Source organism: Pantoea sp. S61 (assembly GCF_016625145.1).
Lineage (GTDB): Bacteria > Pseudomonadota > Gammaproteobacteria > Enterobacterales > Enterobacteriaceae > Pantoea > Pantoea rwandensis_B.
This window is the reverse complement of sequence record NZ_JACVUO010000001.1, coordinates 756,826-770,315: the sequence shown is the minus strand read 5'-3', so window position 1 is coordinate 770,315 and position 13,490 is coordinate 756,826. Positions and strand designations below refer to the sequence as shown.

At 52.6% G+C, this 13,490-nt stretch carries 10 protein-coding genes and 1 pseudogene; 6 read left to right on the top strand and 5 right to left on the bottom strand.

Annotated features, from left to right (window positions below; all coding sequences use genetic code 11):
- Positions 1-5: 5 nt before the first annotated feature.
- The 3 genes from IAE30_RS03825 to IAE30_RS03815 all read right to left on the bottom strand — a co-directional run bounded on the left by IAE30_RS03825 (position 6) and on the right by IAE30_RS03815 (position 3,918).
- Positions 6-2,243, bottom strand: coding sequence for a molybdopterin cofactor-binding domain-containing protein (locus IAE30_RS03825; RefSeq protein ID WP_200678014.1), 2,238 nt, complete (start codon positions 2,241-2,243; stop codon positions 6-8).
- Positions 2,240-2,698, bottom strand: coding sequence for a (2Fe-2S)-binding protein (locus IAE30_RS03820; RefSeq protein WP_200678016.1), 459 nt, complete (start codon positions 2,696-2,698; stop codon positions 2,240-2,242). Before IAE30_RS03820 ends, IAE30_RS03825 begins: the two co-directional genes overlap by 4 nt.
- 326 nt (positions 2,699-3,024) lie before the next feature.
- Positions 3,025-3,918 (bottom strand): LysR family transcriptional regulator, encoded by an 894-nt coding sequence (locus tag IAE30_RS03815; protein WP_200678018.1) that lies wholly within the window; start codon positions 3,916-3,918, stop codon positions 3,025-3,027.
- Between the two features lie 388 nt (positions 3,919-4,306).
- Here IAE30_RS03815 and IAE30_RS03810 point away from each other — a divergent pair, with 388 nt between their 5' ends.
- From IAE30_RS03810 to IAE30_RS03800, 3 genes are read left to right on the top strand one after another with little or no spacing between them, the layout of a single operon-like run.
- Complete coding sequence (locus IAE30_RS03810) at positions 4,307-4,657, top strand: helix-turn-helix domain-containing protein (protein ID WP_200537670.1); 351 nt, start codon at positions 4,307-4,309, stop codon at positions 4,655-4,657.
- Between the two features lie 24 nt (positions 4,658-4,681).
- Positions 4,682-5,851, top strand: coding sequence for an efflux RND transporter periplasmic adaptor subunit (locus IAE30_RS03805; protein ID WP_200678020.1), 1,170 nt, complete (start codon positions 4,682-4,684; stop codon positions 5,849-5,851).
- Positions 5,851-8,982, top strand: coding sequence for an efflux RND transporter permease subunit (locus IAE30_RS03800; protein ID WP_200678021.1), 3,132 nt, complete (start codon positions 5,851-5,853; stop codon positions 8,980-8,982). The genes IAE30_RS03805 and IAE30_RS03800 overlap by 1 nt, the downstream gene beginning before the upstream one ends.
- Positions 8,983-9,058: 76 nt before the next feature.
- Here IAE30_RS03800 and IAE30_RS03795 read toward each other — a convergent pair.
- A pseudogene (locus tag IAE30_RS03795) lies at positions 9,059-9,262 on the bottom strand (alpha/beta hydrolase); the annotation flags it as partial.
- 109 nt (positions 9,263-9,371) lie between these two features.
- On the opposite strand from IAE30_RS03795, the gene IAE30_RS03790 reads away from it, so the two are divergent.
- Both IAE30_RS03790 and IAE30_RS03785 read left to right on the top strand, forming a co-directional pair.
- Positions 9,372-10,223 (top strand): aldo/keto reductase, encoded by an 852-nt coding sequence (locus tag IAE30_RS03790; RefSeq protein WP_200678023.1) that lies wholly within the window; start codon positions 9,372-9,374, stop codon positions 10,221-10,223.
- A gap of 31 nt (positions 10,224-10,254) precedes the next feature.
- Positions 10,255-11,244, top strand: a complete 990-nt coding sequence (locus tag IAE30_RS03785) for an aldo/keto reductase (protein WP_200537661.1) — start codon at positions 10,255-10,257, stop codon at positions 11,242-11,244.
- 103 nt (positions 11,245-11,347) lie between these two features.
- Here the strand turns inward: IAE30_RS03785 and IAE30_RS03780 are convergent, their stop codons facing one another.
- Complete coding sequence (locus IAE30_RS03780) at positions 11,348-11,641, bottom strand: hypothetical protein (RefSeq protein ID WP_045815478.1); 294 nt, start codon at positions 11,639-11,641, stop codon at positions 11,348-11,350.
- A gap of 217 nt (positions 11,642-11,858) precedes the next feature.
- Between IAE30_RS03780 and IAE30_RS03775 the strand changes: the two genes are divergently transcribed.
- On the top strand, positions 11,859-13,481 hold the full coding sequence (locus IAE30_RS03775) for a TIGR04028 family ABC transporter substrate-binding protein (RefSeq protein ID WP_200678025.1): 1,623 nt from the start codon (positions 11,859-11,861) through the stop codon (positions 13,479-13,481).
- The last annotated feature ends 9 nt before the right edge of the window (positions 13,482-13,490 follow it).

Sequence of the window (13,490 nt, the reverse complement as noted above, 5' to 3'; positions counted from 1 at the left end):
TCCCGTCAGCTGAAGGTATAGCGAGAGAGAGGCATGGCGCGAATGCGCTCGCCAGTTAGTCGGGAAACCGCATTCGCCACAGCGGGCGGCACCGCAGGGAGCGGCGGTTCACCGATGCCGCCCATTTTTGCGCCGCTCTCCACGATGCGTACGTGCACTTGCGCCATACGTGATGGCGGCAAGATGGGATACATATCGTAGTTGCGCGCCACTGGCTGCCCTTTCTCGTACACACTCTCTTCCAGCAGAACCTGTGATAACCCCAGCGCCACAGCGCCGTTAACCTGTGCTTCGACTATCGCCGGATTCACAATGCTGCCGGGATCTATGGCTTCCCATATCTGATGCACGGTGACCTGACCGTTTTCGATGGACACTTCAGCAATGGCAGCCGCTTCAGTGCCAAACGGCGAAGCCATCGCCACACCGCGTGCACGACGTGTACCGTCTGCCGCCGTGTAGGGGCCTGCCTGCCAGCCCCCTGAAAGCTCTGCCACCGCATTCAGCAAAGTGGTTAAACGATCATTGCCCTGTAGCAAATGCAGACGCAAAGCAAAGGGATCGAGTTTGCTGTGATCGGCAATTTCGTCGAGGAAACACTCATAGAGAAAATCATTCATCGAGTTGCCCACGGATCGCCAGTAACCGAGTTTGACTGGCCCCTTTTTATAAATCTGAGCGATGCGCACGTTGGGAATCGTGTAGGATTTTCCTGCCAGTCCCTCCACTGCCGTGGGGTCCAGTTTGCTGCCGTGTTTACCGGCTATGCCTTCGGTAGGCCCCTCGCATATGCTGATGGCCTCCAGCGCAACCGGGTAGCCTTGCGCATCCAGTCCGGCCTGAAAGCGCACGGCGGCCATAGGCCGATGGGTATCACGCAAGAACTCTTCTTCACGGCTCCAAATCAGTTTGACTGGACGCCCTACCGCTTTAGCCAGTTGAATCGCCTGCGGATAGACCATTGCGGTGTCATAAACAAAGTGGCGGCCAAAAAATCCACCGAGTAGCGGCGAGTGAATGATGATGTTTTCCGCTGCCAGTCCGGTGCGCTTAGCGATATCCGCCTGAAACATCTCCGGTGCCTGATTAGGGATCCACAGTTCCAGCGTGCCATCGTTATTAAAGCGCGCGAGTGCTGACGGCGGCTCCAGCTGAGCGTGATTAAGATATTGGCTGTGGTAAGTCGCGCTTACTGTCGTTTTCGCCGTTGACATGCCCTGGTCGAAATCCCCTTTCACTTCCGCATCCTCACCGTTACCAGGTTCCTGAGCCAGTGCTGTGGCAAAGGCCTCAGTGGAAAAATCCGCCGGCATGTAATTCGCATCGGGTGTCTGCGGCTCTTGCCAGGACACCTGTAGCGTTTCGGCTGCACGTTTGGCCTGCCACCAGCGTTCAGCAACCACGCCAACCGCACCCGGCAGCACGTGCACGGAATGCACGCCTTTCATGGCTTTTACCTGATCCAAATTACGGATGTCACCCGCTGTCAGGCCCAGTCGTGGCGCATGCTGAACGGCCGCATGCAGCATGTCATCAACGCGGCAATCAATGGTGTAAATGGCCTGTCCGGTGGATTTTTCATGCATATCCAGACGCTGAACCGGCTTACCGATCCAACGAAACTGAGCGGGATCTTTAAGTTTTGCCGTTTCAGGCGCAGGCACCGGCAAATCGCGCGCACGCTCAGCCAGTTCACCGTAGGTCAGCGAGCGACCAGAAGCGGCGTGAATGACGCGTCCCGGTTCAGTATGCAGCTCATCAACCGGCACAGAGAGCGCAGTCGACGCTGCCTGCAGTAACATCTGTCGTGCCAGTGCACCCAACCGACGCATGGTGGTATAGCTGGATCGAACAGACTGGCTCCCCCCAGTGATGCGCATTCCACTGTCCATCACCTTGTATTGCGAACCGGCGGGTGCATTCTCAACCACAAAAGTGGCGGGATCGGCATCCAGTTCCTCCCCGACGATTTGCGCCATGGCGGTAAAAATCCCCTGTCCACCTTCGACAAAAGGCGAAAGGAATTTGATCGAGCTATCGGGGCGAATTTCCAGGAAAGCTGGCACACGCGTGCCAGGAGGCAGCACAACATCGGCAGATTGCGCCCGTCCTTCGCCAATGGGTAAACCCACACCCAGCACAAACGCACCGGCCAGGCTGCTGCTGGCCAGCAAAAAGCGGCGGCGTGAGAGATTAGCGGGCTGCTCTCCCAGTGTTTCGTCAGTGTCTTCAAAGCGAATCATGCCTTCGCCTCCATGCCAGCAACTTCATGAATCGCCGCACGGATGGCGTTATAGGTTCCGCAACGGCACAGGTTGACCATTGCAGCGGCAATCTCTTCCTCAGAAGGCTGTGCATTAGATTGCAACAGTGCCCTTGCCGCCATCACCTGGCCCGACTGGCAATAGCCACATTGGGGTACCTGATATTTGATCCACGCTTCCACCAGTCGCTTGCCTAAGTCATCAGTTTCGATGGCTTCGATGGTGGTGATCTGTTTACCCACGGCTTTCTCCACTGGCGTAACGCAGGAACGAACAACCTGACCGTCGATCATCACTGAACATGCGCCGCATTGCGCCAGGCCGCAGCCATACTTGGTGCCTGTCATGGCCAAATCGTCACGGATCACCCACAGTAATGGGGTATCCGCGTCAGCATCAGTCTGGTAAGTCTTATTGTTAATATGCAGTTCCATCGGTATGCGCTCCCATTGGTAATACCACGCTCACAAAAGGCGAATCGAAGGGGGTAATTTTTTATCCTTACAAATAATAGTGAAAAGCAGAATAGCCGCCAGTTGAATGCCCCTATGAGATAAATTCACCAATGAGTGAGCGTCACGGGTTACGCGGAACCATGAAGCATGGCCCGCATGCGGGGTTGCGGATGCAGCGGACAGTAAAGGAAACTAAGCGAATCGAAAGGCGACGCATTTTTTGTGAAAAAGTCGCCTCAGTACGGGGGTCGGAATGATTTCGATGCCATGGTCAATATTTAAACAATGCGTCGACCTGCAAATACTTAACCCTGATAGCGCACTGCTTCAATCAATTTAGAGAACGCTGCGGTGTGTTGTTTGCGGCTTGGATAATATAAATAGTAACCACTAAAGGGTTCGCACCAGTCAATCAGTACACACTGCAGCAAGCCTTCGTCAATATATTTCCGCACGGAATCCTCAGGCGCATACACAATCCCCATTCCGCTAAGTGCTGCTTCAATACGCGAACTGAGGTTATTGAAAATAAGCTGACCTTCAACTTTTACGCGAATCTCTTTTTTATCTTTGGTGAATTCCCAACTATATAATCCACCCAATGTTGGCAAGCGCATATTGATACAGTTGTGATGCTGCAACTCGTAAGGTGTTTCCGGAATGCCGTGATTTTTGAAATATTCGGGGGTGGCAACCACCAGCATTCTCCAGTTTGGGCCGATGCGCACCGCCACCATATCTTTTTCCACCTGTTCGCCTAATCTCACCCCTGCATCAAAACGGCCGCTAACAATGTCAGTCAGCGTGTTATCAACTGAGAGTTCAATGTTCACTTCAGGGTATTCCTGAAGATACGGCTTAATTAAAGGCCAAAGCGTGGAGTGCAGCGCATGTTCACCGGCAGTAATCCGGATATTCCCCGAGGTGCGCGTCTGGTGCTCAGTCAGTGCCACCAGCGCTTTTTCAATATCGGACATTAAAGGCGCGATATTTTGGATAAGTTGTTCACCGGCTTCGGTGGGTGCCACGCTGCGGGTGGTGCGCGTCAACAGACGCGTCTGAAGCCGCTCTTCCAGCCCGCGCATCGCATGGCTCAATGCGGATTGAGAGACACCCAATTTGGCAGCGGCACGGGTAAAACTGCGTTCTCGCGCGACCATCACCAGATACACCAGATCGCTGAAGTTTTCTCTTAGCATCGCCTACTCACATCTCTGTCCGGGTCTATTTAAACTATCACAAACAAGCTGAAACATATGTGGCTATCTCACATATCGCTGCTTACTGAAGGCTTCCACTTTGAAGTCGATCACTCTATAGCATCCAGACTACCGAATTATTCACTCTATGAGGCATTATTCATGAACAACGATCATAAAGCCTATCTGATTCCCTATGCTAATAATCTGTATCTTGTAATGTTACTCTTCATTCAGCCGCAAGAGATGTCGTTCACCGGCGAGATAGATTCGAAAGCACAACATAACGTTTTTATAGCTTATCCGCTCCATTAATCAGAGCGCCGTGCATTCTATTGCTTTCAATTATTTCGCCATCAGTCTGCTTTAACATAGAACGGGTGAAATTATGGATCGCTATGAAGAAATTGTTTATGAATTGGCCGACTGGATTAAAGATAACATTCACGCTCCGTTAAAAATAGAACAGGTTGCGGAGCGAGCAGGTTACTCCAAATGGCATCTGCAAAGAATGTTTCATCGAATCATGCACGTCAGTCTTGGCCACTATATTCGTGATCGAAAGCTGGAATCTGCGGCCAAAGATTTGCTACGTAGCCACGAGCCAGTTATCGATATTTCTGTGAAGTATGGTTATGACTCACAGCAATCATTTACCCGATCATTTGTACGCAAATATAACCTGCCACCCGCCAGATTTCGTCGATTAAATACGCAACACCTCACTATACCAATATAATTTCACTTACAAGGGATCTCAGTAATGCCGATTAAATGGGCGCTAAAACCCAGTGCGCTATTCTGTTCTTTTATTGCATTGACGCTTTCAGGTTGTGATAACTCGACTGGCAGTGAAACGCCAGCGAAAAATGCGCCCCAGGTTAACGTTGTTACGCTACATACCCAATCCCTGCCGGTTACCACCGAACTTCCCGGTCGCACTTCAGCCTTTCGCGTGGCAGAAGTGCGTCCGCAGGTTTCAGGTTTGGTATTACAACTTACCTTTATCGAAGGGAGTGACGTTGCCGCCGGACAAAAACTTTATCAAATCGATCCCGCTCCTTTTCAGGCGGCGTATGACAATGCACATGCCGCACTAGCGGAATCCGAAGCTAATGCCCGTATGGCACAAGCCACATTGCAGCGTTATCGCCCCTTAGCCGGCACGCAATATATCAGCCGTCAGGTTCTGGATCAGGCGGAAGCCACCGCCGCTCAGACGCGCGCCAATGTGGAGTCGGCAAAGGCCGCGCTCAACAGTGCACGCATCAACCTCAACTGGAGCAGCATTACGGCTCCCATTGCAGGGCGCGTTGGCCGCTCTTCCGTTACCGAAGGTGCACTGGTGCAAAATGGCCAGACAGATGCGCTGGCAACCGTACAGCAACTCGATCCTTTGTACCTCGATGTCACTCAATCCAGCCAGGATTATCTCCGTCTGCAACAGGAGCTGGCTTCCGGACAGTTGCAGCAAAACTACGGCAAAGCGCTGGTGCACGTGATCCTGACCGATGGCTCCGTCTACCCGCAACAGGGCACCCTGGCCTTCTCTGATGTCACCGTGGATCAAACCACGGGCTCAATCACCCTGCGCGCCATCGTACCCAATCCGCAGCACGCCCTACTGCCGGGCATGTTTGTACGCGCCCGACTCGACGAGGGCACCAATCCGCAGGCCATTTTGATCCCACAACAGGCCGTGACACGTACGCCACGAGGCGATGCCACCACCATGGTGGTAAGCACTGACAATAAAGTGGAGGTTCGCACACTGACTGTTTCACAAACCGAGGGCGATCAGTGGCTGGTGACGGGCGGCGTTCAGTCTGGTGAACGCGTGATTGTCTCAGGTATTCAGCGCGCTGAGCCCGGCCAAAGTGTCGTGCCGGTCGATATCACTGCCAACGCGACTGCACAAGGAACGACTAACTGATGTCCAAATTCTTTATCAATCGCCCAATTTTTGCCTGGGTGCTGGCGATTATTGTCATGCTGGCAGGGGCTATTTCCATCATGCGGCTGTCGGTGGAGCAATACCCTGATGTCGCTCCGACCGCTATTCAGATTCGCGTGACTTATCCCGGCGCCGATGCCACCACACTGCAAAATACCGTCACCCAGGTGATTGAGCAGAATATGAGTGGACTGGATGGGCTGATGTATATGTCCTCAACCAGCGATTCATCCGGCACGCTGGAACTGAAACTCTCCTTTGAAAATGGCACCGATGCGGACATCGCTCAGGTGCAGGTGCAGAACAAACTGCAGCTGGCGACACCGCTACTGCCGCAAGAGGTCCAGCAACAGGGGATTACCGTCCGTAAATCCTCCAGCACCTTCTTCCTGGTGCCGGCATTTGTCGACGAAACCGGCAAAATGAGCATGGAAGACATCGCCGATTACGTCGGCTCGAATATCAAGGATCCCCTCAGCCGTATCAGCGGTGTCGGTGATTCCACGCTGTTCGGCTCGCAATACGCGATGCGCATCTGGCTCGATCCCAATAAGCTGAATAACTACCAGCTGACGCCGGTGGATGTGATGAGCATGATCGAATCACAAAACGCGCAGATTGCCGCCGGTCAGTTAGGTGGCGCGCCGCCGGTAAAAGGCCAGCAGCTGAATGCCTCTATCATCGCGCAGACACGACTCACCTCACCCGAAGAGTTCGGGAATATTCTATTGAAGGTGAATGCGGATGGATCGCAGGTGCGGCTACATGATGTGGCGCGTATTGAGCGCGGCGGCGAGAACTATAATTTTGTGGTGAAAGTGAACGGCAAACCAGCCTCTGCGCTGGGGATTCAGCTGGCCACCGGCGCCAACGCGCTGGACACCGCCAAAGCCATTCGAGCCAAAATCGCGCAGCTTCAACCCTACTTCCCTCAGGGCATGAAGGTCGTGTATCCGTATGACACCACGCCGTTTATCAACATCTCGATTCATGAAGTCGTGAAGACACTCGCCGAAGCCATCATCCTGGTGTTCCTGGTGATGTATCTGTTCCTGCAAAGTTTCCGCGCTACGCTGATCCCAACCATTGCTGTACCGGTGGTGTTACTGGGCACCTTTGGCATTCTCAGCATGTTTGGCTATTCGATTAACACGCTGACCATGTTCGGCATGGTGCTGGCAATCGGGCTATTGGTCGATGATGCCATCGTGGTGGTGGAAAACGTTGAGCGCGTGATGGCGGAGGAAGGTCTGAAGCCTAAGGCAGCCACACGTAAATCGATGAAGCAGATTCAGGGTGCGCTGGTCGGCATTGCACTGGTGCTCTCCGCCGTGTTTGTCCCGATGGCCTTTTTCGGCGGCAGTACTGGCGTTATCTATCGCCAGTTCTCGGTCACCATTGTTTCTGCCATGGCGCTCTCGGTGCTGGTGGCATTAATTCTCACTCCGGCGTTATGCGTCACCATCCTTAAACCGGTTAAGCCGGGTCAACACGGCCATCAGCGCGGATTTTTCGGCTGGTTCAACCGAAAGTTTGATCAAAGTGCGGAACATTACACCTCTTCCGTGGGCCGCATGGTGCATAAGTCAGGCCGCTACCTGCTGATTTACGGCGTGATTGTGGTGGGGATGGCGGTGCTGTTTATGCGCCTGCCAACTTCATTTTTACCGGCTGAAGATCAGGGCGTTTTCGCCACGCAGGTCATTCTGCCCGCGGGTGCGACGCAGGAACGCACACAAAAGGTGCTCGACCAGATCAATGACTATTACCTGACACAAGAAAAAGCCAACGTTGAAAACGTGCTTACCGTGAACGGTTTCGGCTTTGCCGGACGCGGCCAGAATGTTGGCATTGCGTTTATCGGCCTGAAGGACTGGGAACAACGCGCCGGTGCGGAAAATAAAGTTGATGCCATTGTCAGCCGCGCTACGCAGGCTTTCTCCAGCATCGTCGATGGCACGGTAGTCGCGTTCAACCTGCCGCCGATTATTGCGCTGGGTAATGCCACAGGTTTTGATTTTGAACTGATTGACCAGGCGAACCTCGGTCATGACAAACTGATTGAAGCTCGCAATAAGCTGCTTGATCTGGCGCGTCAGCATCCTGATGTACTGACCGCTGTGCGCCCGAATGGCATGGAAGATAATCCCCAATACAAAATCAATATCGATCAGGAAAAAGCCACTGCGCTTGGCGTGACGCTGGACGATATTAACACCACGCTGAGTGCCGCATGGGGTGGCAGCTACGTGAATGATTTTATCGATCACGGCAGGGTGAAAAAAGTCTACGTGATGAGCGATGCACCCTATCGCATGATGCCGAAAGACATGGGCGATTGGTACGTGCGCGCCAGCAACGGGAAAATGGTGCCCTTCTCCAGCTTCTCCACTGCGCAATGGGTTTACGGTTCACCGCGCCTGGAGCGTTACAACGGTTTATCGTCAGTAGAAATCCTCGGACAGCCCGCGCCGGGCCGCAGCTCCGGTGAAGCCATGGCGCTGATGGAGCAACTCGCTGCTCAATTGCCAGACGGCATCGGCTATGACTGGACAGGCATGTCTTATCAGGAACGTCTCTCTGGCGATCAGGCTCCGGCACTGTATGCGTTGTCATTGATCGTCGTTTTCCTGTGTCTGGCCGCACTGTATGAGAGTTGGTCGATTCCTTTCTCGGTGATGCTGGTGGTGCCGCTGGGCGTAGTCGGTGCGCTGGCGGCAACGACGCTCAGAGGATTAAGCAATGATGTCTACTTTGTCGTTGGCCTGCTTACCACCATCGGTCTGGCGGCAAAGAACGCCATCCTTATCGTGGAATTCGCCAAAGACCTGACGGAGAAAGAGGGTAAAGGCATCATCGAAGCCACCCTTGAAGCCTCACGCATGCGCTTACGTCCGATTTTGATGACGTCGCTGGCCTTTATCCTCGGCGTGATGCCGCTGGCGATCAGTACCGGCGCGGGTTCGGGTGCGCAAAACGCGGTAGGCACTGGGGTCATTGGCGGCATGGTCGCCGCGACGCTACTGGCGATCTATTTTGTGCCGGTGTTCTTTGTGGTGGTGCGTAGCCGTTTTGCGGGTAAGCGAGATGACGAGGAAGATGAAGCCTAATCCTACAGCCAAAGGTTAATTCCAGGCGGTTGATTATTTCCCGTGGCGGTGTGATTGCCACGGGAAAGCGCTCCAACTAAATATTCTTATCGAAGAACGGATCCAGTTGGCTCATCGCCTGATCGACATAACGCGGCACCCAATAGGTTTCGATATGCGTGGCGCCCTCAATCAGATAAAGCCTTTTGTTGGTGGTTCCCGTTGCTTTGCTAAAGGCACTTTGCGTCATATACAGCGAATCTGCTTTGCTCCCGGCCATCATTAACAATGGTTGATTGATCTGAGGGGTTTATTAATGAATTGAACTAATAAACCCTAGCTGATTACGGGCTCTAATCAGTTCAATCTTCTCACGTTATGCTTTCATAAATTCACGAAAGGGTAATCTCATGCAAACAGTAAAACTTAATAACGGTCTCGATATGCCTCTGCTGGGCTTTGGTGTATTTCAGATGTCGGATGCCGCCGAATGTGAACGCGCAGTGATTGATGCCATCAAAACCGGTTATCGCCTGATCGACACTGCTGCCTCTTATCAAAACGAAACGCAGGTTGGGAATGCGATAAAGCAAAGCGGTATCGCGCGCGATGCGCTGTTTGTCACCACCAAATTGTGGCTACAAGATACTCATTATGAAGGCGCAAAAGCACAGTTCGAGCGCTCATTAAACCGGCTGCAGATGGACTACGTCGATCTTTATCTGATCCACCAGCCTTACGGCGATGTACATGGCGCGTGGCGTGCGATGGAAGAACTTTACGAAGCGGGCAAGATTAAAGCCATTGGTGTCAGCAACTTCCAGCCCGATCGTTTGGCCGACCTCATCGCATTTAATAAAGTTGTGCCCGCCGTGAATCAGATTGAAGTCAATCCCTTCCATCAGCAGCTTCATGCTGTGCCATGGATGAAGAGCCGAAACATCCAGCCTGAAGCATGGGCACCTTTTGCCGAAGGTAAAAACGGTTTGTTCCAGCATCCGGTTCTGACAGCAATAGGCGAAAAACATGGCAAAAGTGTGGGTCAGGTGGTGTTGCGTTGGATCTTCCAGCGTGGCGTAGTCTCTCTCGCGAAATCAGTGCGTAAGGCGCGCATGGAGGAAAATATTAACGTGCTCGATTTCGAGTTAAGCAGCGATGAAATGAACCGTATTACCGCGCTGGATACCGCAACCAGCGCCTTCTTCTCGCATCGCGATCCGGCCATGGTGGAGTGGCTGACTGGCCGTAAGCTCGATGTTTAAATGCTTGCTTCCACACATAAAGGAGTGACCAATGCAAACACGATATCTTGGAAACACTAAGCTTGAAGTCTCTGCGATTGGCCTGGGTTGTATGGGCCTGAGTCATGGCTACGGCCCTGCACTCAGTCAACAGCATGCCATTGAACTGATTCGTAGCGCCTACGAAAAGGGCGTAACCTTTTTTGATACTGCGGAAGTTTATGGTCCTTACCTCAATGAAGAGGTGGTGGGCGAAGCGTTAGCCCCCTATCGCGACAAAGTCGTGATTGCCACCAAGTTTGGCTTCACCTTTGGCGATGATAATAAGCAGCAGATTTTAAACAGCCGGCCAGACCATATTCGCCAGGCAATTGAAGGCTCGCTAAAGCGCCTGAGAACCGATGTGATTGACCTCTATTATCAGCATCGCGTTGATCCTGAGGTGCCGATTGAAGATGTCGCGGGAACGATTAAAGATCTGATTGCGGAAGGGAAAGTTAAACATTTCGGCCTTTCTGAAGCCGGTCCCGAGACCATTAAGCGTGCGCACGCCGTACAACCGGTGACCGCGCTGCAAAGTGAATATTCAATGTGGTGGCGTGAGCCTGAAGAAAAAATCCTTCCTCTGCTGGAAGAATTAGGCATTGGTTTTGTGCCCTTTTCTCCACTCGGTAAGGGTTTTCTTACCGGCACCATCGATGCACAGATGACGTTCGGCGACGATGACTTCCGCAGCAAAGTGCCACGATTTGCGGCCGAGGCCAGGGAAGCCAACCAGCAATTAGTCACGCTGGTACAAAGTATCGCAACTGAAAATGGCGTAACGCCTGCGCAGATTGCGCTGGCCTGGTTACTGGCACAGAAACCCTGGATCGTTCCTATTCCTGGTACAACGAAATTGCATCGGTTGGAAGAAAATTTAGGTGCGTCGCAAATAGCGTTAAACGCCCATGAAATACAAAAAATCACCACAGCTATTCAGGCTATAGATGTGGTTGGCGAGCGTTATCCAGAATCCCTGCGGGCGCGGGTCGGTAGATAAATGACGGGGGTGAACCTGGTTTCACCCCGTCATGTTTTCAACTTGAGATCAGGTTAAGGTTGGTAAACAGTATGGCTATACCAGACATCAACCTCTCCTGCCCTCAACTTTTACTCAACGTATAAGTAAACACCCTTCCGTTTTTAGTTTGCACGGTAAGGGTCTTGCCTGCGGTGGTATCCAGCGTGCGAGCTTCGCTGTACTTCCACATCATAAGACGTTGCCCCTCAGGGTAAGGGGATTCAGAGTCAGGCGGCCCAAACATATTAATCAACTCGGCTCTGGTGGTTTTACCGGTCTGTATTTTCTGAATGCTCGCGGTATCGAAATTATGCCCAACGGAACTTGAGCAGGCTGAAAGCATAAACATGATGGCCGGGATAAAATATGCTCTCATTGAATTACCCTTAAGATGCGTACATTAAATATAAAACCTCTGCATTATAGAGAGTTAAATCCCTTTTGGAGCGGCGAAGAATCTTAATTATTTCCCACACGTCCATTCATTTTATTTTTTTCGCAAAAGCTTAGTGCAATTCCTTGGTTCAACTCACGCGTGCGGCATTTGATGATGAAATCCGCCCGCCGGGCTATTGAATCATAAGGAATTCACCATGAGTAAGCATTTTCACTTGCAGGCATTGAGCTTAGCCCTGCTGACAGGGATATTTAGCGCACACGCGGCGGACACTCCGGTCAAGGGTGGCACGCTGGTGTATCTTGAACAGCAACCGCATACCAATCTCTATCCACCCGCCGGTGGTTTCTATCCCAACGGCGGCATTCTCAATCAGATCACCGATAAACTGACGTGGCAAAATCCGAAAACGTTGCAGGTCGAGCCCTGGGTGGCCGAAAGCTGGAGCAGTAACGCCGATAAAACTGAATACACCTTTAAAATTCGGCCGGGCGTCACGTTCTCCGATGGCACCCCATTAGATGCCAACGCGGTAGCCAAAAACTTTGATACTTACGGCCTCGGCAATAAAGCCCTGCGCCTGCCGGTTTCGGAAGTGATTAATAATTACGACCACAGCGAAGTTATCGATCCCCTGACGGTGAAATTCTATTTCAAAAAACCTTCTCCGGGATTTTTGCAGGGCACCGCGACCATCGGTTCCGGTTTAGTTTCACTCAGTACCTTGCAACGCAGCCTCGATCAACTGGGTGACGCGCGCCATATTATTGGCTCAGGTCCGTTTGTGGTCAGTGATGAAAAACTCGGGCGAGAAGTCGACCTTACTGCGCGTAAAGATTATCAGTGGGGCCCGAAAAATATCGCTCAGCAAGGCCCGGCCAATCTCGATGGCATCAAAATTATCGTCACGCCAGAAGACAGCGTGCGCATTGGCGCGTTGCTGGCGGGCCAGGCAGACTTCATCCGCCAGGTGCAGGCCTATGATGAGAAACAAGCACAACAGCAAAACTTCCCGATTTACGCCGCACCGACGCGTGGAATCAATGACAGCATTAGCTTCCGCCCCGATAACCCGCTGGTAAGCGATGTGAACGTGCGGCAGGCTCTGCTGCATGCGACAAACGCCCAACAGGTGGTACAAACGCTGTTCTCACCCAACTATCCGCAAGCCACCTCTGTCATTGCCAATTCAGCCGCAGGTTATGTCAACCTCGCCGACAAGCTGAAATACGATCCCTTGCTGGCAAAACAACTGCTGGATAAAGCGGGCTGGAAGGTCGGCAGTGACGGTATCCGTGAGAAAGACGGCAAGAAGCTTGCCCTGACAATCTACGAATCACTGCCACAGCCGCAAAACAAAGAAGTGCTGCAGTTGGTGGCACAGCAATGGCGTCAGGTTGGTGTGGCGCTGGCGGTCAAAGCCGGTGATGCGGGCAGCCGCACGCTGGACAATCTCGATCCATTAAAAACGCCATTGACCGTATCGGAAGTGGGTCGTGCCGATCCGGATGTGGTGAAAAGCCAGTTCTACCCCACTAACCGTGATGCGCTGCTGCAAAAAGGCGGCTCCAGCGACAAGGTGCAAAACTTCCGCGACGACAAGCTCAATAAGCTGCTGGTGGATATCTCTGCGGAAGTCGATCCCGCTAAGCGTCTGGCTCTGACCGGTGATGCCCAACGCTATCTGCTCGATCAGGCTTACGTGATCCCTATCTTCGAAGAGCCGCAGGTGTTCGCGGGTGCCCCCTGGTTCAAAGGCGTCAGCTTTGAAGCGGTCGGACGCCCTTCATTCTACGGTGCGTGGGTGGAAAAACACTAAGGCAGGCTA